General features: G+C 59.9%; 21 protein-coding genes. 14 read left to right on the top strand and 7 right to left on the bottom strand.

Going from position 1 to position 20469, the window contains the following annotated elements; all coding sequences use genetic code 11:
- Position 1: 1 nt before the first annotated feature.
- Positions 2 to 1108 (top strand): ABC transporter permease, encoded by a 1107-nt coding sequence (locus AC3ISI_RS03325; protein WP_489335472.1) that lies wholly within the window; start codon positions 2 to 4, stop codon positions 1106 to 1108.
- Positions 1108 to 2034: an ABC transporter permease gene (locus AC3ISI_RS03320; RefSeq protein ID WP_489335471.1), complete on the top strand. Its 927-nt coding sequence runs from the start codon at positions 1108 to 1110 to the stop codon at positions 2032 to 2034. The genes AC3ISI_RS03325 and AC3ISI_RS03320 overlap by 1 nt, the downstream gene beginning before the upstream one ends.
- A 123-nt stretch (positions 2035 to 2157) precedes the next feature.
- Here the strand turns inward: AC3ISI_RS03320 and AC3ISI_RS03315 are convergent, their stop codons facing one another.
- On the bottom strand, positions 2158 to 2598 hold the full coding sequence (locus tag AC3ISI_RS03315; protein WP_489335470.1) for a hypothetical protein: 441 nt from the start codon (positions 2596 to 2598) through the stop codon (positions 2158 to 2160).
- An 82-nt stretch (positions 2599 to 2680) separates the two neighbouring features.
- Between AC3ISI_RS03315 and AC3ISI_RS03310 the strand changes: the two genes are divergently transcribed.
- The 3 genes from AC3ISI_RS03310 to AC3ISI_RS03300 all read left to right on the top strand — a co-directional run bounded on the left by AC3ISI_RS03310 (position 2681) and on the right by AC3ISI_RS03300 (position 5369).
- On the top strand, positions 2681 to 3031 hold the full coding sequence (locus tag AC3ISI_RS03310; protein ID WP_489337618.1) for a MerR family transcriptional regulator: 351 nt from the start codon (positions 2681 to 2683) through the stop codon (positions 3029 to 3031).
- Between the two features lie 23 nt (positions 3032 to 3054).
- Entirely contained in the window at positions 3055 to 3741 is a 687-nt protein-coding gene (locus AC3ISI_RS03305) for an SDR family oxidoreductase (RefSeq protein ID WP_489335469.1), read from the top strand.
- A 269-nt stretch (positions 3742 to 4010) separates the two neighbouring features.
- Entirely contained in the window at positions 4011 to 5369 is a 1359-nt protein-coding gene (locus AC3ISI_RS03300; RefSeq protein WP_489335468.1) for an 8-oxoguanine deaminase, read from the top strand.
- Positions 5370 to 5513: 144 nt separating this feature from the next.
- Here AC3ISI_RS03300 and AC3ISI_RS03295 read toward each other — a convergent pair whose 3' ends face one another.
- A complete protein-coding gene (locus tag AC3ISI_RS03295; RefSeq protein ID WP_489335467.1) occupies positions 5514 to 6602 on the bottom strand; it encodes a calcium:cation antiporter in 1089 nt (362 codons plus the stop codon).
- 298 nt (positions 6603 to 6900) lie between these two features.
- Here AC3ISI_RS03295 and AC3ISI_RS03290 point away from each other — a divergent pair, with 298 nt between their 5' ends.
- From AC3ISI_RS03290 to AC3ISI_RS03280, 3 genes are all read left to right on the top strand, one after another.
- On the top strand, positions 6901 to 7983 hold the full coding sequence (locus AC3ISI_RS03290; protein WP_489335466.1) for a BMP family ABC transporter substrate-binding protein: 1083 nt from the start codon (positions 6901 to 6903) through the stop codon (positions 7981 to 7983).
- A gap of 144 nt (positions 7984 to 8127) precedes the next feature.
- Complete coding sequence (locus AC3ISI_RS03285; RefSeq protein WP_489335465.1) at positions 8128 to 9093, top strand: 2-oxoglutarate and iron-dependent oxygenase domain-containing protein; 966 nt, start codon at positions 8128 to 8130, stop codon at positions 9091 to 9093.
- 82 nt (positions 9094 to 9175) lie between these two features.
- Positions 9176 to 10129 carry an adenosine deaminase gene (locus AC3ISI_RS03280; RefSeq protein WP_489335464.1) on the top strand — a complete coding sequence of 318 codons (954 nt, stop codon included), beginning with the start codon at positions 9176 to 9178 and terminating at the stop codon, positions 10127 to 10129.
- A 144-nt stretch (positions 10130 to 10273) separates the two neighbouring features.
- On the opposite strand, the gene AC3ISI_RS03275 is transcribed toward AC3ISI_RS03280, so the two are convergent.
- Both AC3ISI_RS03275 and AC3ISI_RS03270 read right to left on the bottom strand, forming a co-directional pair.
- On the bottom strand, positions 10274 to 11008 hold the full coding sequence (locus AC3ISI_RS03275) for an ArsR/SmtB family transcription factor (protein WP_489335463.1): 735 nt from the start codon (positions 11006 to 11008) through the stop codon (positions 10274 to 10276).
- A 322-nt stretch (positions 11009 to 11330) separates the two neighbouring features.
- Positions 11331 to 12260: a LysR family transcriptional regulator gene (locus tag AC3ISI_RS03270; protein WP_489335462.1), complete on the bottom strand. Its 930-nt coding sequence runs from the start codon at positions 12258 to 12260 to the stop codon at positions 11331 to 11333.
- Between the two features lie 116 nt (positions 12261 to 12376).
- Between AC3ISI_RS03270 and AC3ISI_RS03265 the strand changes: the two genes are divergently transcribed.
- The 3 genes from AC3ISI_RS03265 to AC3ISI_RS03255 all read left to right on the top strand — a co-directional run bounded on the left by AC3ISI_RS03265 (position 12377) and on the right by AC3ISI_RS03255 (position 14038).
- Positions 12377 to 12670: a putative quinol monooxygenase gene (locus tag AC3ISI_RS03265; RefSeq protein WP_489335461.1), complete on the top strand. Its 294-nt coding sequence runs from the start codon at positions 12377 to 12379 to the stop codon at positions 12668 to 12670.
- 33 nt (positions 12671 to 12703) lie between these two features.
- A complete protein-coding gene (locus AC3ISI_RS03260; RefSeq protein WP_489335460.1) occupies positions 12704 to 13717 on the top strand; it encodes a zinc-binding alcohol dehydrogenase family protein in 1014 nt (337 codons plus the stop codon).
- 150 nt (positions 13718 to 13867) lie between these two features.
- Entirely contained in the window at positions 13868 to 14038 is a 171-nt protein-coding gene (locus AC3ISI_RS03255) for a hypothetical protein (RefSeq protein ID WP_489335459.1), read from the top strand.
- 14 nt (positions 14039 to 14052) lie between these two features.
- Here AC3ISI_RS03255 and AC3ISI_RS03250 read toward each other — a convergent pair whose 3' ends face one another.
- Together AC3ISI_RS03250 and AC3ISI_RS03245 are read right to left on the bottom strand one after the other, a co-directional pair.
- Entirely contained in the window at positions 14053 to 15243 is a 1191-nt protein-coding gene (locus AC3ISI_RS03250; RefSeq protein WP_489335458.1) for a multidrug effflux MFS transporter, read from the bottom strand.
- 218 nt (positions 15244 to 15461) lie between these two features.
- Entirely contained in the window at positions 15462 to 15659 is a 198-nt protein-coding gene (locus AC3ISI_RS03245) for a heavy-metal-associated domain-containing protein (protein WP_489335457.1), read from the bottom strand.
- A gap of 147 nt (positions 15660 to 15806) precedes the next feature.
- Here AC3ISI_RS03245 and AC3ISI_RS03240 point away from each other — a divergent pair, with 147 nt between their 5' ends.
- The 3 genes from AC3ISI_RS03240 (at position 15807) to cueR (ending at position 19113) form a co-directional block, all read left to right on the top strand.
- Positions 15807 to 16190: a hypothetical protein gene (locus AC3ISI_RS03240; RefSeq protein ID WP_489335456.1), complete on the top strand. Its 384-nt coding sequence runs from the start codon at positions 15807 to 15809 to the stop codon at positions 16188 to 16190.
- Between the two features lie 119 nt (positions 16191 to 16309).
- Positions 16310 to 18703, top strand: coding sequence for a heavy metal translocating P-type ATPase (locus AC3ISI_RS03235; RefSeq protein ID WP_489335455.1), 2394 nt, complete (start codon positions 16310 to 16312; stop codon positions 18701 to 18703).
- Positions 18700 to 19113, top strand: coding sequence for a Cu(I)-responsive transcriptional regulator (gene cueR / locus AC3ISI_RS03230; protein ID WP_489335454.1), 414 nt, complete (start codon positions 18700 to 18702; stop codon positions 19111 to 19113). Before AC3ISI_RS03235 ends, cueR begins: the two co-directional genes overlap by 4 nt.
- On the opposite strand, the gene AC3ISI_RS03225 is transcribed toward cueR, so the two are convergent.
- A complete protein-coding gene (locus AC3ISI_RS03225) occupies positions 19067 to 20284 on the bottom strand; it encodes an MFS transporter (protein ID WP_489335453.1) in 1218 nt (405 codons plus the stop codon). The genes cueR and AC3ISI_RS03225 overlap by 47 nt on opposite strands.
- Positions 20285 to 20469: the final 185 nt, after the last annotated feature.

Here is a 20469-nt window from a genome sequence, read left to right as displayed (position 1 = left end):
CATGCTGCTTTCTCTCGAACCCCGTGGCCAACAATCGCGCCTGATGCTCTGGTGCTCGCCGCTGTTGGCGGCAGTGCTGACGCTGGGTTGTGGCTCATTGCTGTTTATCGCATTGGGCCACGATCCATTGCTGACTTTGCACACCTTGCTGATCGCTCCGGTCAGCGACTTGTATGGCGTCTCGGAATTGTTGGTCAAAGCGTTACCGATTTTGCTCTGCGCGCTGGGACTGGCGGTGGCGTATCAGGCGCGGATCTGGAACATCGGTGCCGAAGGTCAATTGCTGCTCGGCGCGCTGGCCGGCAGTGCCTTGGCGGTGAACATCATCGACCTGCAAAGTCGCTGGGCACTGGTCCTCATCCTGCTGGTCGGCACCCTCGCCGGTGCGGCATGGGCCGGGCTGACGGCGTGGTTGCGCACCCGTTTCAATGCCAACGAAATCCTCACCAGCATCATGCTCAATTACATCGCCCTGAACCTGCTGCTGTTCTGTGTCCATGGGCCGTTGAAGGATCCAGCCGGGTTCAATTTCCCTGAGTCGGCGATGTTCAGTGATTTCAGCCGTTTGCCGTTATTGATGGAGGACGGTCGGGTTCACGCCGGGGTGTATTTCGCCTTGTTGGCGCTGGTCGCTGTCTGGGTCTTGCTGCAGAAAAGCTTTGTCGGGTTTCAGATCAAAGTGTTGGGGCTGGACAAGCGTGCGGCGGGTTTCGTTGGGTTTCGAGAGAAGCGATTGGTCTGGTTGGCGCTGTTAGTCAGCGGCGGTCTGGCTGGCCTCGCCGGCGTGTGTGAGGTGACCGGGCCTATTGGCCAGTTGGTGCCGCAGGTCTCCCCCGGCTACGGCTATGCGGCGATCACCGTGGCATTTCTCGGACGACTCAACCCCATCGGCATTCTGTTTTCCAGCCTGCTGATGGCGCTGCTGTACATCGGCGGCGAGAGCGCGCAGATGAGCATGAACTTGCCGCAAGCCATTACCCAATTGTTCCAGGGAATGATGCTGTTTTTCTTGCTGGCCTGTGACGTGTTGATTCTCTACCGACCGCGTTTGAGTTTGCGCTGGGCCCGCCGCGCGCCAGCCACCGCCGTAAATGCAGGAGCGCTGTGATGGATATCGATCTGCTGAGCAATATTTTCTACGCCATGGTCCGCTGCGGCACGCCGTTGTTGTTGGTGGCGTTGGGTGAATTGATCTGCGAGAAAAGCGGCGTACTCAATCTGGGTCAAGAAGGGATGATGCTGTTTGGCGCGGTGATCGGTTTTATCGTCGCGCTGAACAGCGGCAACCTGTGGCTCGGCGTGCTGCTGGCGATGCTCGCCGGGATGCTGTTGTCATCGCTGTTTGCCTTGGTGGCGCTGGTGTTCAATGCCAATCAGGTGGCCACCGGGTTAGCGCTGACGATTTTCGGTGTGGGCCTGTCGACGTTTGTCGGTGCGGCGTGGGTCGGCAAACCGTTGGCCGGTTTTGAGCCGGTGGCGATTCCTTATTTGAGTGAGATTCCGCTGATCGGGCGGATGCTGTTTGCGCAGGATTTGCTGGTGTACCTATCGTTCCTGTTGTTTGCGCTGGTGGCGTGGGTGATTCTGAAAAGCCGCATCGGGCTGATCATTCAAGCGGTCGGGGAAAACCCGGATGCGGCCAGCGCGATGGGTTTGCCGGTGTTGGGCGTGCGTACGCTGGCGGTGTTGTTTGGCGGCGCGATGGCCGGGTTGGCCGGGGCGTATCTGTCACTGGCGTACACGCCGATGTGGGCCGAGAACATGAGCGCCGGGCGTGGCTGGATTGCCTTGGCGCTGGTGGTGTTTGCCAGTTGGCGCGTGTGGCGCTTGCTGCTGGGCGCGTACCTGTTCGGGCTCGCCAGCATCCTGCATTTGGTGGCGCAGGGCTTGGGGCTGGCGATTCCATCCAGTCTGCTGGCGATGCTGCCGTATGTCGCGACGATTGTGGTGTTGGTACTGCTGTCACGAGATGCGGTGCGGACGCGGTTGTATGCGCCGGTGTCGTTGGGGCAGCCGTGGCAGGGCGGGCATTAGGGTTGAATCGGCCGGCCCCTTCGCGAGCAAGCTCGGCTCCTACAGGTTTGGCGCTTCGCCTGTAGGAGCATGGCTTGCCAGCGATGGCTGCCGCACAGGCCCCTTCGCGAGCAAGCTCGGCTCCTACAGGTTTGGCGCTTTGCCTGTAGGAGCATGGCTTGCCAGCGATGGCTGCCGCACAGGCAACACCTGAGCCACGCCCCACGCTAATTCAAAGATCAGGAAAACCACCAGCAACGAGCTGGCCCCATGCAGCAAGGCATAGAGCTGCCAAGCCGAAAATAGAAACCTGCCAACCGCGTCATACCGCCCAAACACCTGCTGCGGATCCCGAATTCGCAGCACCGCCCAAACGCACACAATCGACCCCAAAAGGTTTGCCATCAGCATGTGCATCGGCTCAAACGCCGGTAGCGCTCCAGGCAAATCCAGCACCTGACTCAACCCCGTCAACCCCCCATGCAAAACCGCAAAACTCCACGGCGTGGCAAACGCCGCCGTCACGATCAAGTCATACCAGGCGCTGCCCCGCACCAACCGGCGATATTGCGTTGAAGTCCACATTGGCCTTGCTCCATACATTCGAGGAGCAACCAAGCTAAAGCCTGGAGTATGCTCCATGGTCAAGTCCTCTCGAGACGTCAATATGCGCATCGGTGAATTATCCCAAGCCAGCGCGGTCAGCCGCGATACGCTGCGTTTCTATGAGCAGCGCGGATTGATCGCGGCGCAACGTAGCGCCAATGGTTATCGCGACTATCCAGCGGAGATGGTGCAACTGGTGCAATACATCAAAACCGCTCAGCGACTGGGTTTTACCCTCGGTGAAATCGGCAACAGCGTCGCGGCAATCTGGCAGTCACCCGACCCGGACAGTGCCGTCACGCAATTGCTGCAAGACAAACTCAAACTGATCGAAACCCGCATGGCCGAACTGGGCGTGTTGCGCAGCGAGTTGCAGCAACGGCTCGGCCAGCGCTGTCCTTTAAATCCCTGACCCTCCTTTCAAGGAAGCCACTCATGTCCAAGGCAAAAACCGCACTCATCATCGGAGCCTCCCGGGGCTTGGGCCTCGGCCTGGTGAAAACCCTGCTGGCCGACGGCTGGCAAGTCACCGCCACCGTGCGTAACCCGCAAAACGCCGAAGCCCTACGGGCCTTGGGTGACGTGCGGATCGAAAAACTCGATATGGACGATCAGCCAGCGGTGATCGCCCTCAGCCAACAACTCAAAGATGAAGTGTTCGATCTGTTGTTTGTGAATGCCGGGGTCAAGGGCCCGGACGTTCAGACACCGGGCGGTGCGACGCTGGCCGAGGTTGGCCAGCTGTTTTTCACCAACGCCGTGGCACCCATTAACCTGGCCCAGCGTTTCATCGGGCAGATTCGCCCGGACAGCGGCGTGCTGGCCTTCATGAGTTCGGTGCTGGGCAGCGTGACCATGCCGGACGCGCCGGAACTGGCGTTGTACAAAGCCAGTAAAGCGGCGCTGAACTCGATGACCAACAGCTTCGTGACGCAATTGGGCGAGCTGAAACTCACTGTGCTGTCGCTGCATCCGGGCTGGGTGAAAACCGACATGGGCGGTGAAGGTGCGGACATTGATGTGGATACCAGTACCCGTGGGCTGGTTGATCAGGTCAATGCCTACACCGGCAAGGGCGGACATCACTTCGTGAATTACAGAGGTGAAGCCATTCCCTGGTAATCACCACAATCCCCCTGGAGTGAGCCTGCTCGCGATGAGGTCGTGTCATTCAGCATTGATGTGACTGACACGGCCTCATCGCGAGCAGGCTCACTCCTACAAGGGATCATTCCATACAGGGATTTGTGTTGTCTGGTCGGGTCGGGCTTGCCCAGCACTGCGTTTTGTCCGAAACTCTGCACCTCGCCCCCGCGGCGATCCTGGATCAGCAGACAGGGTAATCACTGAGCTGGCAACCCTGAACCCAACTTTCAGAGGAGCCGGCCAACATGCCTGCATCCCGTACCTGGTTAAAAAATCCCCTCGCGATCTTCACTGCCAATGGCCTCGATGCCCGAGGCGGTCTGGTTGTGCAAGACGGTGTGATCGTCGAAGTGCTCGCCGCCGGACAGCAACCGTCCGCCCCCTGTGGACAAGTCTTCGATGCCCGCGAGCATGTGATCCTGCCGGGGCTGATCAACACCCATCACCATTTCTATCAAACCCTGACCCGCGCCTGGGCGCCGGTGGTCAATCAGCCGTTGTTCCCGTGGCTGAAGACCCTGTATCCAGTCTGGGCCCGCCTCACCCCGGAAAAACTCGCCCTCGCCACCAAAGTCGCGCTGGCTGAGTTGCTGCTGTCCGGCTGCACCACCGCGGCCGATCACCATTACCTGTTTCCCGAAGGCCTGGAAAATGCGATCGACGTGCAAGTCGAAAGCGTTCGCGAACTGGGCATGCGCGCCATGCTCACGCGCGGCTCCATGAGCCTCGGCGAGAAGGACGGCGGCCTGCCACCACAGCAGACCGTGCAGGAAGGAGAAGTCATTCTCGACGACAGCCAGCGCTTGATCGCCGAGTACCACGAACGCGGTGACGGTGCGCAAATCCAGATCGCCCTCGCACCATGCTCGCCCTTCTCGGTGACCCCGGAAATCATGTCCGCCAGTGCTGAATTGGCAAACAAACTCGACGTGCGCCTGCACACGCACCTGGCCGAAACTCTCGACGAAGAAGATTTCTGTCTGCAACGCTTCGGCCTGCGCACCGTGGATTATCTGGACAGTGTCGGCTGGCTCGGCCCGCGTACCTGGTTGGCCCACGGCATCCACTTCAACCCGGACGAAATCGCCCGCCTCGGCGCCGCCGGTACGGGCATTTGCCATTGCCCAAGCTCGAACATGCGCCTCGCTTCCGGCATCTGCCCGACGCTTGACCTCACGGCGGCGGGCGCGTTGCTCGGGCTGGGTGTGGACGGTTCGGCGTCCAACGATGCGTCGAACATGATGCTCGAAACCCGTCAGGCACTGTACATTCAGCGCTTGCGTTATGGCGCTGAGAAGATCACGCCGGAACTGGTGCTGGGCTGGGCGACCAAGGGCTCGGCGAGCTTGCTGGGCCGTACCGATATCGGCGAACTGGCAGTCGGCAAGCAGGCGGATCTGGCGCTATTCAAACTGGATGAACTGCGTTTCTCCGGCAGCCATGATCCGGTATCGGCGTTGCTGCTGTGCGGCGCGGATCGTGCGGATCGGGTGATGGTCGGCGGCAAGTGGCGAGTGATTGATGGGCAGGTTGAAGGGCTGGACCTCAAAGGCCTGATCGCTGATCACAGCCAGGCCGCTCGACAGCTCATCGCCGGAACTTGACACAACAAAAATCAAAAAACTGTGGGAGCGAGCTTGCTCGCGATAGCGGACTGACGTTCAACATCGATGTTGACTGACATGACGCCATCGCGAGCAAGCTCGCTCCCACATTGGTTCAGTTTCCACATTGGTATTGTGGTGTGTTCAAAGGCCGAGCAGCGACAACATGATGAATGTCGCAAAGAGCACAAAGTGGGTCATGCCTTCGATGGCGTTGGTTTCGCCATCGTTGAGGTTGATCGCACTGACGATCAACGTCAGGAGGATCATCACCGTCTGCACCGGCGTCATCGCCATCTGAAACGGCTGACCGGTATAGAGCGCCATCGCTTCCATCACCGGCACCGTCAGGATCACCGTCGATAGCGACGCGCCCATGGCGATGTTGACCACCGACTGCATGCGATTGGCCAGTGCCGCGCGCAATGCCGTCAGAATCTCCGGCGCCGCCGAAATGGCCGCCACCAGAATCGCCGTAATCACCGGCGGAGCGCCCGTCCCTTCCAGCCCCAGATCGAGGGCTTTGGACATCACCTCGGCCAGTGCGCCGATCACCACCACGCCAAACACCAACGTGCCGATACTCAGCGCCAGATTGACCGGTTCAGGTTCCTCCTCCGGGACTTTCCGGCGGCGTTTTTCCGGATAGCTGTAACTGAAAAAGTAGCTGTGCGGTCCAACCTGCATTCGCAGGAACAATGCATAGAGCACGACCATCGCTCCGATGGTGAAGCCCGAATAAATTTTCCAGTTGGCCTCAGGAATGAACTCCGGCACCACCATCGACACCCCCATGGCGGTGAGAATCATCACGCTGTAGCTGCGCGCGGAGTCATCGTTGTAAGACTGTTCACCGTGCTTGAGCCCGCCCATCAACGCCGCCAGGCCGAGAATGCCGTTGATGTCGAGCATCACCGCCGAGTAAATAGTGTCCCGCACCAGGGTGGACGAGGCTTCGTTGCTCATCATGATCGCCAGGATCACCACTTCCACCAGCACCGCCGCCAAGGTCAGGATCATCGTGCCGTAAGGATCGCCAACTTTTTCCGCCAGCAGCTCGGCGTGATGGGCGACGCGCATGGAGGCGGCGACGATGAAGACGATCAGCACCAGGCCGGCGGCCAACGCAATGGCCTGGCCACTGTGGAGCATCCAGTGCTCCAGCGGGTACGCGGCGGCAGCAGCGAGAACGGCCAGCAGCAGAAAGGTTTCTTGCTTGAGGAGTGTGAGCATTGCGGGCCTTTTGGCGCAGTGGAGCGAAAGCAGAGTAATGAGCTACTGACTGCGATGCGGCTCTAACGTTTCGTTACACCTTAGCGCACCAGTGGATGGCAGCAGGTTCAGGGCGTGCACTTTAATCGGCCCCAAGGGCCTCATCGCGAGCAGGCTCACTCCCACTTTGGAATGCGTTCCCCTGTAGGAGTGAGCCTGCTCGCGATGACCTCGACACGGTTTCGAATATTTTGTTGTCCTGTTGGTCAGTAATTTGCATTGGCCTTTCCAACCTCAAAACAAAATGGAGTTCGAATTCATGCATAAACGTCCGCTGAAGAAGCTGCTTATCGCCGTCGCCGCAGCCATCGGTCTGAGCACAAGCATGACCGCCAGCGCCGCCGACCCGCTGAAAGTCGGCTTCGTTTACATCGGTCCGATCGGTGACCACGGCTGGACGTATCAGCATGAACAGGGGCGCAAGGCGTTGGCCGAAAAATTCGGCGACCAGATCACCACCAACTACGTGGAGAACGTCGCCGAAGGTGCCGACGCCGAGCGGGTGATCCGCAACATGGCCAAGGATAACTACGATCTGATCTTTACCACGTCGTTCGGCTACATGAACCCGACCCTGAAAGTGGCGAAGCAATTTCCCAAGGTGATGTTTGAACACGCCACCGGCTACAAGCAGGACAAGAACCTCGGCACCTATTTGGCGCGCACCTATGAAGGTCGCTACGTCGGCGGCTTCCTCGCGGCGAAGATGACCAAGACCAAAAAGATCGGCTACGTCGCCTCCTTCCCGATCCCGGAAGTGATCCGCGACATCAACGCCATTCAGCTGGCCCTGAACAAGTACAACCCCGGCACCGAGATCAAGGTGGTGTGGGTCAACTCCTGGTTTGATCCGGGCAAGGAAGCCGACGCCGCCAACGCACTGATCGACCAGGGCGTGGACGTGGTGTTCCAGCACACCGACAGCCCCGCGCCGATCCAGGCGGCTGAACGTCGCGGTGTGTATGCCGTCGGCTACGCGTCGGACATGGCACACTTCGGGCCAAAAGCGGTGCTGACCTCCATCGTCAACGACTGGGGTCCACACTACATTCAAGCGACCCAAAGCGAGCTCGATCACACCTGGAAGTCACAGGATTACTGGGGCGGGTTGAAGGAAGGTACGGTTGAACTGCCGATCAGTGATCTGGTTCCAGCGCCGGTGAAAGCCGAAGCCGAGCAGATCATTGCGGACATCAAAAGCGGCACCTTCCACCCCTTCACCGGGCCGATCAAGGATCAGGCGGGTGTAGAAAAAATTGCGCTGGGCGCAACGGCAAGCAATGCGGAACTGGCGTCGATGAACTACTACGTTGAAGGCATGAAGGTGGATATTCCGAAGTAGTCCTTCACACCAGACACAAAACCCTGTGGGAGCGAGCCTGCTCGCGAAGGCGGTAGCACATTCAACACGGATGTTGGCTGACACACCGCATTCGCGAGCAGGCTCGCTCCCACAAGGGACTTCCAGCGCTTTTAAGGATCGCGTATGAACAGCCTTCCCATCATCGACATCAGCCCGCTCTACAGCGACGACACGCACGCCTGGCAATCCGTCGCCGCCAAGATCGACCACGCCTGCCGCGAATGGGGCTTTTTCTACATCAAGGGTCACCCGATTTCCGCGCAACGCATCAACACCGTACTCGACCAAGCCCAACACTTCTTCGCCCAACCCACCGCCGAAAAACTCAAGATCGACATCACCCAAACCCGCCATCACCGTGGTTACGGCGCCATCGCCACCGAACAACTCGACCCCAGCAAGCCCAGCGACCTGAAGGAAACGTTCGATATGGGCCTGCACCTGCCGGCCGATCACCCGCAAGTCCTGGCGGAACAACCCTTGCGCGGCCCAAACTGTCATCCATCGCTGCCCGGTTGGGAAGTATTGATGGAACAGCACTACACCGACATGCAGGCCCTCGCCCAAACCCTGCTGCGGGCAATGACATTGGCGCTGGGCATCGAGCGCGATTTTTTCGACAGCCGTTTCAACGAGCCGGTCAGCGTGCTACGGATGATCCATTACCCACCGCGCCACACCGCCAGTTCCGCCGAACAACAAGGTGCCGGTGCCCACACCGATTACGGCTGTATCACCCTGCTGTATCAAGACGCTGCCGGTGGCCTGCAAGTGCGAAACGTAAAAGGCGAATGGATCGACGCGCCGCCGATAGAAGGGACGTTCGTGGTCAACCTCGGTGACATGATGGCGCGCTGGAGCAACGACCGTTACCTGTCGACACCACACCGAGTGATCAGCCCTCTGGGCGTAGACCGTTACTCGATGCCGTTCTTTGCCGAGCCGCACCCCGACACACGCATCGAATGCCTGCCCGGATGTCAGGATCAATTGCACCCGGCGAAGTATCCTGCCACCACCTGCGCCGAATTCCTGCTCTCGCGCTTCGCCGATACCTACGCCTATCGACGGGAACAGGATGCAGTGTGATGAATCGGCTGGTCAGGTTTTGCAAATTGTTTCTACAGGCATCTGTAGAATGCCCGCCATCTGCACCTGATGAGAAAAGACTATGTACGACTGGCTGAACGCCCTGCCCAAGGCAGAATTGCATTTGCACCTCGAAGGCTCGCTGGAGCCTGAGCTGCTGTTCGCCCTGGCTGAACGCAACAAGATCGCCCTGCCGTGGAGCGACGTCGACACCCTGCGCAAAGCGTACGCCTTCAACAACCTGCAAGAGTTTCTCGACCTGTATTACCAGGGCGCTGACGTGTTGCGCACTTCGCAGGACTTCTACGACCTGACCTGGGCGTACCTGTTGCGTTGCAAGGAGCAGAACGTGATTCACACTGAACCGTTCTTCGACCCGCAAACCCACACTGACCGTGGCGTCCCTTTCGAAGTGGTGCTCAATGGCATCGCCGCCGCGCTGAAAGACGGCGAGCAACAATTGGGCATCACCAGCGGTTTGATTCTGAGCTTCCTGCGCCACTTGAGCGAAGATGAAGCACAGAAAACCCTCGATCAGGCGCTGCCGTTCCGCGATGCGTTTGTGGCCGTTGGCCTGGACAGTTCGGAAATGGGACACCCGCCGAGCAAGTTCCAGCGCGTGTTTGACCGTGCCCGTCACGAAGGCTTCCTGACCGTTGCCCACGCCGGCGAAGAAGGCCCGCCCGAATACATCTGGGAAGCCCTCGACCTGCTGAAAATCCAGCGCATCGACCATGGCGTGCGCGCCATCGAAGACGAGCGTTTGATGCAGCGGATCATCGACGAGCAGATCCCGCTGACCGTGTGCCCATTGTCGAACACCAAGCTCTGCGTGTTCGATCACATGTCCCAGCACAACATCCTCGACATGCTGGAGCGTGGCGTGAAAGTGACCGTGAACTCCGATGACCCGGCGTACTTCGGCGGTTATGTGACCGAGAACTTCCATGCGCTGTACACCGATTTGGGCATGACCCAGGATCAGGCCAAGCGCCTGGCGCAAAATAGCCTGGATGCCAGATTGGTCAAGCCGTAAGCCACACCGCATAACCCTTGTGGGAGCGAGCCTGCTCGCGATAGCGGACTGTCAGTCAACACTGATGTTGAATGTGATGGCCTCATCGTCGGAACGCCGCCCGGAGCCGGCTCGCTCCCACACTGGTTGGCTGTTGATAAATTCCTAAAGCGCCATTTCCAGCTCGGTTTCCTTGGCGAAGCGATGGATTTCACGCTGCCCCGCAGCAGTGATCTGCAAGGCGCGGGATTCGTTGGGCAGGCTCAACCAGCCCGACTGCATGAACAGCTGCAACAGCGCCGCGCCCAGTGAACCGCCCATGTGCGGGCGTCTTTCGCTCCAGTCGGGACAGGCACAGGCCACCCGGCTGTTGCGATGTGCCAGCGCCTGGATGAACACGCCTCGTGTCGCCAACTGGGTGGAACCTTTGTGGGTAATCATGACCCGCTGATCGATCTGTTCGATCCAGCCTGCATCCAGCAACCGCTGATAAAGGTCGGCGGCCAAGGTGCCTCCCAGATGGTCGTCGCACAGTCTGGCTCGCAGCAGTGACGAAGGCGCCGTCTGAGGTTTGGCGATGGGATTGGGGCGTTTGAAAACATCCGGGACCTCTCGGGGTGCACTGGCCAGGGTCGCACTGGCCAATGCCTCGATAGCCGCGCCGACTTCGGGGGCCGCCAAGCGGAAAAATCGCTTTCGCCCACGGATTTCAACTCTCAACAGACCGCCTGCGGACAATCGTCCCAAGTGTGCGCTGGCCGAAGAGGGTGACAGGCCGGCCAACAATGCCAACGCTTCGGTTTGCCGCGCCGTGCCGTCCATCAAGGCCCACATCATTGCGCTGCGCTTTGGGTCAGCCAGCAACGTGGCGATCTGGCTGATGCAAGGTGCATGTTCCATGTATTCACTCCCTGTTGAATCGTTTCGTCTGCTGCTCAGAGACATCTTGACCAGTAATGTGTCGCCGGCCAAGCCGCGGAAACCGCCATAAGCCGGGCAAAGCTCCCCGCTCACCTGCGCCTTTGCTTCGCGGCCAAGGCGAAGCAAAGGCCGGAGGATAGAGCGTGGAACCTGGCCGACTGTAACGCGGACTCGTCATCGCGAGATCGACGGTGCGCACATGAGGCGGGCGCTAGTATAAGCGGGTTGACCGCCGGATCCTGCCCCAGGGAAACCGCGGGTGCTGATAGTTGCTGAGAGAAATTTCGCTATTTACCTGCGACTAATGATCGATGCCCGATATCGTCGGAAATAGGCTGCTTAAATGAGCACATCGGCCGGCAAGCATTTCCCGTAACAGGTTCACAGGCTTACTCAATTGTGCGCGATGGGCGCACAGAAAATTCAGAGGTGCGCGCTCACAGAGCAGTTCTGGCATCAGCACTTTCAGCCGCCCGGCGAGCACATCGGCGGCAACATCGAGCCAGGACTTGTAAGCGATCCCTGCGCCTGCAACGGCCCACAACCGCACCACATCGGCATCGTCACTGAAACGGTCACCGCTGACGGTCAGGCCGACTTCGCGCTTGCCGTCATGGAAACTCCAGTGATCGTGGACCCGGCCGCCCAGCATGAACAATAAACAATTGTGCTGAGCCAGTTGCTCCAGCTGCCGTGGCTCGCCCTGTCTGGCGAGGTAGCTCGGCGCGGCGCACAGTACCCGGCGGTTCTGTGGGGCGATGGGCAGCGCTACCAGGCTTGAGTCTTCCGGTTCGCCATAGCGCAGGGCGATGTCGACCGGTTGGCGGAACAGGTCGGCAATGCGGTCACCCAGCAGAAGCCGGACGGTCAGTTTCGGATGCTCACGCTGAAACTCGTCCAGCCACGGCAGCAACAGGTTGCGGCCAAAGTCCGACGGTGCGGAAAGCTGCAGAATCCCGCTGACCTGATCCTGACCACTGGCCAGCAATCGGCGCCCTTCATCCAGATTGCTCAGGGCCGCCCGGGCATATTCCAGAAATCCCTCGCCTTCGGCCGTCAGGCGCAGGCTGCGGGTGGAGCGTGCGAGCAAACGCACGCCAAGTTGCTGCTCGATGCGCTTCAAGGCCGCACTGGCCACCGCCGCCGACATGTCCATCACCCGCGCTGCCGCCGACAGGCTCCCCAGGTCCGCAGCCCGGACAAACAGCTGCAAGTCGTCGAAACGCAGCATCTTCAGCCTCGATTATCAAAAAAATATTGAAAGAGACTGCTCTTTTAGCGGGTTTTATCTTGCGACGAAATAGCCAATCATCCGACCCATCGAATATCAAGCTACCGGAGTCGCCCATGTCCCAGCCCTTTACCGCCATTGCCACGCTCATCGCCAAAGCCGGCCAGCAAGACGCCCTTGGACAGCACCTGTGCGCCCTGGTGGAACCGACCCGCGCCGAGGCCGGTTGCGGCCAATACGACTTGCACCAGGACCTCGCCAATCCGCAGGCCTTTTACATGATCGAGCAGTGGAGCAGCGACGAAGCCCTGCAAGCGCACGACGCCAGCGCCCACATCCAGAATTTCCGGGCCAAGGCCGGCGACCTTCTCGAACACTTCGACCTCAAGCGCCTGCGTACCGTGGCCTGATTTCGTCCTTTATTACCTTCAGGAATTGCCTAGATGAAAGCCATTGCTTACTACACCTCGTTGCCGATCAGCGACGAACACTCCCTGCACGACATCGAGCTGCCAGAACCGGCCGCCGGCCCGCGCGATCTGTTGGTAGAGGTCAAAGCCATCTCGGTCAACCCGGTGGACACCAAGGTTCGCCAGAACGTCCAGCCTGAAGAAGGCGCGGCCAAAGTTCTGGGTTGGGACGTAGCCGGTGTGGTTAAGGCCGTCGGCAGCGAAGTGACCTTGTTCAAGGCCGGCGATAAGGTCTTTTACGCAGGCTCCATCGCCCGCGCGGGGGGTAACAGCGAACGCCACGTGGTGGATGAGCGGATCGTTGGCCACATGCCCAAAACCCTCGGTTTCGCCGAAGCCGCCGCGCTGCCGCTGACCGCCATTACCGCCTGGGAACTGCTGTTTGAACGCCTGCAAGTGCGCGAAGGCAACACCGATGAAGGCCAGCGCCTGCTGATCGTCGGCGCTGCCGGTGGTGTGGGTTCGATCCTCACGCAATTGGCCAGTCAGCTCACTGGGCTCAACGTCATCGGCACCGCCTCCCGCCCGCAAACCCAGAGCTGGGTCCGTGAACTGGGCGCCCACCGGGTGATCGATCACAGCCAACCGCTGAGCGAGGAACTCAAGCGTGCCGGTGTCGATTACGTAACCCATGTCGCCAGCCTGACCCAAACCGATCATCACCTGGACCAATTGGTCGAGGCGCTGGCGCCGCAAGGCAGACTGGCGTTGATCGATGATCCCAAGTCGCTGGACGTGACCAAGCTCAAACGCAAGAGCCTGTCGCTGCACTGGGAGTTCATGTACACCCGCTCGCTGTTCGAAACCGCGGACATGATCGAGCAACACCATTTGCTCAACCGCATCGCCGGGTTGATCGACGCCGGCACACTGAAAACCACGGTCGGCGAGCACTTCGGCACCATCAACGCGGCCAACCTGCGCCGTGCACATGCGTTGCTGGAAAGTGGTAAAGCCAAGGGCAAAATTGTGCTGGAAGGGTTCTGAAACAAGATGAAACAGTGTCGTCCTGACGGGGACGACACCGTCAGTCTGACAGTTGACCTCTGTCACAATAGCGATCGTATTCGGGTCTACAATCGAATCCTCTGCGGCATAATCTTTACATGGCATCTTTTACGAGAGGAGAGATCAGCAATGAAGATCCTGATAAAAGAAGTGGCTAAATCACAATGGCAGGTCCGTCTGGACCAGCTTGCCGTGCCATTCCGCAGCGAAGCCGAAGCACTGGCCTTTACCCGAACACTCGAAGCACGCCTGTACGCCCCCCATCAAATTCCCGGTCACCAGCAGCGCGCTGCTGGCTGAGTCCGCCCTCAGACCTAGGCTTGCGCCAACGCCCGGGCAATTTGCAAGCGCCGGGTGAGCATCGCCATGCTCACCACCAACACTCCGCACAAGCTGATGACCATCGCCATCGGCATGGCGCTGCCATCGTGTAAAACACCGACCAACGCAGCGGCACCGGCCGCGACGGTGAATTGCAGACACCCAAGCATCGCCGAGGCACTGCCGGCGCGGGCGCCCTGCCCGTTCATGGCACACGCCGACGCGTTGGGGAGGATACAGCCGAGACTGGAGATACAAATAAACAGCGGAATCAGCAACGGCCATAGATGCTCAGGGCGCAGCGCACTGACGGCGAACAACGCCAGGCCAGCGGTCAGATAAACCCACACGGCGCGCGCCAGCAAGAATGCCGGCCCACGCTTGGCCAGCAATCGTGCGTTGACCTGCGCCGTCAGAATGAACCCCGCCGCGTTGGTGCCGAACAGCCAACCGAAATGCTCGGCCGGGACACCGTAGAGTTTGATGAATACGAACGGTGAACCGGCGATATAGGCAAACATCCCGGCGATGGCGATGCCACCCGTCAGGGCATGACCGAGATAGACCCGATCCGACAACAGGCGACCATACTGCCGCAAAGCCCCCGACAACGGCTGACGCGGCACATACGCGGGCAGACTTTCCGGCAACCCGAGCGCCACGGACAATGCGGCCAAGGCACTGAAGCCGGTCAACACCAGAAAGATCGACTGCCAACCGGTGGTGTTGACCAACAAGCCGCCGAGCATCGGCGCGAGAATCGGCGCCAGCCCCATGACCAGCATCAATTGTGAATAGACTTTCGCCGAACCCACGGCATCGCATTTATCACTGACCACCGCACGGGAAATCACCATCCCCGCGCAACCGCCCAGCGCCTGGACAAAACGCGCGCCGATCAACCATTCAAGGTTCGGCGCATACGCGCAGGCCAGCGAAGCAAGGGTGAACAAACCGACCCCGGTCAGCAATGGAATACGCCGCCCGAAACGATCGGCTACTGGGCCGTAGAACAGTTGACCAATCGACAAACCGAGGAAATACGCCGCCAGTGTCAGTTGCACGTGTTTTTCATCAGTGCCAAAGGCGAGCGCCATCGCCGGGAAGGCCGGCAGATAGAAATCGATCGCCAGCGGACCGAAAGCGCTCAAGGCGCCAAGAATCAAAATAGTACGGAAGTTCATCAGGCATCCAGTTGGACATGAGTCGTCAGGCCGACAGTCTAGCCGTGCATGAACGCCTTGAACATTCAGATAGCTTGCTAACTAACAAAAACCCTTGAATGAATGCAGATCCCTGTAGGAGCGAGCTTGCTCGCGAAGGCGGCGTGTCATTCAGCATTGTTGTCGTCTGACACACCGCTTTCGCGAGCAAGCTCGCTCCTACACGGGATTGCGCTGGGTCAGGCGACTTTGGCGTCGTAGCCCTCTTCGATGATCGCGGCGATCACTTGCTCGACCGTCAACGCGCTTTCAACCCCGACTTCCCTGGCGGCCAGATCTACCCGCACGCTAGCTGCTGGATCTTTGGCTTGCAGCGCCTGAGTAATGGCTTTGACACAGTGACTGCAAGACATGCCCTGGACGTTGAACACTTGCATGGTGTGGCTCCTTTTATGAGGTTGCGAGCAGTTTCGAGCTTGCCACCATGGCAAGGTCAAGTTCTTGAACAAACTGCCGGGCTGGCAATCGGCGTCGCGCTCGGCCAAGCTGCGGGCATCAATGACTCGAATTCAGGAGATTCAGCCATGCGCTGGTCAGCTTTCAGCCTGTTTGGCTTCCTCAGCCTCTTTGCAGCGACGCCTTTGGTTCACGCCGCCGGGGAGAACTATGGCGTACTGATCATTTCCCGCGAGCGCCTGGAAGTTTCAACCTCCTGCGAGATCGGTGTGTACATCCAGGATCAACTGTCTGCACGGCTGTTCCAGGAACAAAGCACCTCGTTCAACCTGCCGCCGGGCAATGTGTCCATGCGCCTCAAACTGCTGCCGGGCAACATGCCGGGGTGCAACCCGGGCATGCTTGTACCGGCCGCGCAGAACATAGAGCTCAAGGCTGGCGATGTGTTGAAGTACCGGATTGCGATGTCGCAGGAAGGGATGTACCTCAAGCCCGCCGTCCTCGACTACTGAAGAAAACCCTGTGGTATCCCTGTGGGAGCAAGCTCACTCCCACAGTTTTAGATTGGTGCTTGACCTTGCCCGCATGGCAAGGTTGATCCTGTAGGCATCTACTACAGGGAGTGCGACCGATGTCCGAATCCACCACATTCGATCTGCCGATTGCCGGCATGACCTGCGCCAGTTGCGCCGGGCGTGTCGAGCGAGCCTTGAGCAAAGTCATCGGCGCCTCCGCCGTCAGCGTCAACCTGGCCACCGAACAGGCCCGCGTTCAAGCACCCCGAGACAGCTTGCCCGCGTTGATGGACGCTGTTGAGCAGGCCGGTTACAGCGTGCCCCGGCACACTCTGGAACTGAGCATCGACGGCATGACCTGCGCATCGTGCGTTGGCCGGGTCGAGCGTTCGCTGGCCAAGGTGCCGGGAGTCAAGAGCGTCAGCGTCAACCTGGCCAACGAACGTGCCCACCTCGAATTGCTCGGTCATATCGATCCGCAAAGCTTGATCGCTGCCGTAACCAAAGCGGGTTACTCCTCCAGCATCTGGGAAGTCGAACACCCACCAACCGACACTCAACAACAGCGCCTGCACCGTGAGCGCTGGGCGCTGATCATGGCCATCGTCCTGGCCTTGCCGCTGGTGTTGCCGATGCTGCTGCAACCGTTCGGCGTGCACTGGATGCTTCCCGCCTGGGCCCAATTTGCGTTGGCTACACCAGTGCAATTCATCTTCGGTGCGCGCTTTTATGTCGCCGCCTGGAAAGCCGTGCGCGCCGGAGCCGGCAACATGGATTTGCTGGTCGCCCTCGGTACCAGCGCCGGTTACGGCCTGAGTGTTTACGAATGGGCCACCGCTGCAGGGCGCATGCCGCACCTGTATTTCGAAGCCTCGGCGGTCGTGATCGCGTTGGTGTTGCTGGGCAAGTACCTGGAAAGCCGCGCAAAACGCCAGACCGCCAGCGCCATCCGCGCCCTCGAAGCCTTGCGCCCGGAGCGAGCAATTCAGGTGATCGATGGCCGCGAGCAGGACGTCGCCATCAGCGCTTTGCGTCTCAATGATCTGGTTATGGTCAAACCCGGAGAACGCTTCCCGGTGGACGGCGAAGTGGTCGAAGGCCAGAGCTACGCTGACGAAGCGCTGATCAGCGGTGAAAGCCTGCCGGTGCCCAAGCAACCGGGCGACAGGGTCACCGGCGGTGCGATCAACGGTGAAGGCCGATTGCTGGTTCGCACCCAGGCCTTGGGCGCGGAAACCGTGTTGGCACGAATCATTCGTCTGGTCGAAGATGCCCAGGCTGCCAAAGCACCGATCCAGAAACTGGTGGATAAAGTCAGCCAGGTGTTCGTGCCCACTGTCCTGGTGATCGCGCTGGCGACACTCATCGGTTGGTGGCTGTACGGCGCACCGATAGAAACTGCATTAATCAATGCCGTCGCGGTGTTGGTGATTGCCTGCCCGTGCGCCCTTGGGCTGGCGACACCCACAGCGATCATGGCCGGGACTGGCGTGGCGGCACGCTACGGGATTCTGATCAAGGATGCCCAAGCGCTGGAACGCGCGCACGAAGTCAGTGCGGTGGTGTTCGACAAGACCGGCACACTGACGTCGGGCGCACCGCGCATTGCTCATTTGACGGCCATCAACGGTGACGAATCCGCCCTGCTGCACATGGCCGGCGCGCTGCAACGGGGTAGCGAACATCCGCTGGCCAAGGCAGTACTGGACGCTTGCACCGAACGCGGCTTGACTGTGGCCGATGTCAGCGACAGTCAATCGCTGACGGGCCGAGGCATCGCCGGTACGCTGGACGGTCGTCGACTGGCATTGGGCAATCGTCGTCTATTGGACGAAAGTGATTTAAACGCGGGTTCGTTGGCGGACTCGGCAACAGCCTGGGAAACCGAGGGCCGGACACTGTCCTGGTTGATCGAACAAAACCCCGAATCGAAAGTGCTCGGCCTCTTCGCCTTTGGCGACACCCTCAAACCCTGCGCCCTGCAAGCTGTGCAACAACTCAGCGCGAGGAACATCAGCAGCCACCTGCTGACCGGTGACAATCGCGGCAGCGCCAAAGTCGTCGCCGAGGCGCTGGGCATCACCGATGTCCACGCCGAAGTGCTGCCCGCCGACAAAGCCGCCACCGTCGTCACACTCAAAAAAACCGGCGTGGTGGCGATGGTCGGCGACGGCATCAACGACGCCCCGGCCCTGGCTGCGGCGGACATCGGCATCGCCATGGGCGGCGGCACCGACGTAGCCATGCACGCGGCCGGGATCACCCTGATGCGTGGCGATCCTCGGCTGGTGCCAGCGGCATTGGAAATCAGCCGCAAGACCTACGCGAAGATCCGGCAGAACCTGTTCTGGGCGTTCGTCTATAACCTGATCGGCATTCCGCTGGCGGCGTTCGGTTTCCTCAACCCGGTGTTGGCCGGTGCGGCCATGGCGTTGTCGAGCGTCAGCGTGGTGGGCAATGCGTTACTGTTGAAAACCTGGAAGCCCAAGGACCTGGAGGACAATCGATGAACATCGGTCAAGCAGCCCGCCAAAGCGGCCTGAGCGTGAAAATGATCCGTTACTACGAGTCCATTGGCCTGCTCAAGGCCGCCCACCGAACCGAAAGCGGCTACCGCGTATATGGCGACGACGACATGCACACCCTGGCCTTCATCAAGCGCTCCCGGGACTTGGGGTTTTCACTGGAAGAGGTCGGCAAGCTGCTGACCCTCTGGCAGGACCGCCAACGCGCCAGCGCCGATGTGAAGGCGCTGGCCCGTCAGCATATCGACGAACTGAACCAGAAGATCCGCGAACTCGGCCAGCTGCGCGACACCCTGCAAGACCTGGTCGAGCATTGCCAGGGCGACCATCGTCCCGACTGCCCGATCCTCAAGAACCTGGCGTCGGGCTGCTGCGCCGAACCTGTTCGTTTCTGATCGTCAGGCCTTTCACCACCAACAACGTGGTGAGGGGAATGCCGTGGAACAGCAGCACCACGGAGCCCGGTGTCCACCACGAGTAAAACGGCGCGGCGATCAACATGCCGAGGCCGAAGCCGGTCATTTGCAGCAGGGTGAGGAGGCTGAAAATGGGTAGCCGCAGGTTGTCCGGCTCGCGTTGCAGACGAGACATCAGGCCGACTTCCGAGAAACCGTCCCCCAGCCCCGCTGGCAGTGAAAACAGCAGTAAGCCGTAAAGGGTCTGCTGCTGAAACATCAAGATGAAGCCGCAGGACATCAGCAGCACCCCGAAGAAAAACCGCCGCTCCAGATTGATGTTGTCCGAGCCTTTCAGGTGACTGGCGATTCGCGCACCGATCAGTTTTCCGCTCGTCCAGACCGCCAGCATCAGGCCCAGCGTGGTGCTGGCCGACTCGGGGGTCAGTAGCTTGGAAACTATTGGCAATCCCACGTTGTGCGCGGCACTGCCAAGGGTGTCGGCCATGGTAACGGCGAGCATCGCGGCCACCACCGGTGCGCTACGCAACCCTTGTCGCAGTGCCGACCATTCGCCCTGATCGCGAGGGGATTCGTCTCGGGCGGCCAGGATGGAAAAGCGCAGCGGCAAGATGAACAACGCGGCCAACAGATACGTCACCACGTTCAGCGCAAATACTGTTTCAAACCCAAACGCCGCCACCAGCACTCCGGCAACCAGACTGCCACCGACCATCGCGGCGGATGAAGCAGAGGTGATCCAGGCATTGGTCTTGAGCAGGTGTTTGCCATCGATCAAGTGCGGCAACTGACTGTTCAGGCCGATGGCAAACATCGAGTTGCCAAACCCCAGGCCGAACGCGATGACGGAGAGCATCAGCGCCTGCTGATCAACTGGCAGAATCAGCAGCAAGCCAAGCAAACCTGCACGCAACAGGTCGAAGATGATCAGCGGCATGCGCCCGACCCAGCGGCGATAGAACGTGGTGCCGATCAGACTGGCGAAAATCCCTCCACCGACACGGCTGGCGAGGAAAATGCCGACACTCATTGCACTGTTGCTGAGCAGGTAAACGTAAGTGGCCAGGGCGACCATGTTGAGGAAAGCGCCAAAATCCGAAATCAGACGGGCGGCGATGATCAGTCGGGCGTTGCGGGTGGAGGTGTTCACATTCAGTCCTTGAGTGTGGGGAGTCCGGGAGATCACAAAATTCAATAAAACGGAAAATCTAATGTGAACGCAAATTACTGTGGGAGCGAGCCTGCTCGCGATGAAGCCATGACATTCAACATCATCGTCGCCTGACAGTCCGCTATCGCGAGCAGGCTCGCTCCCACAGGGTTCTGCAGTGTTTG

It is taken from the genome of Pseudomonas sp. GL_139_B (genome assembly GCF_057834475.1).
Note: the sequence above shows the minus strand (reverse complement) of the source record. Positions and strands in the feature narration are given on the sequence as shown.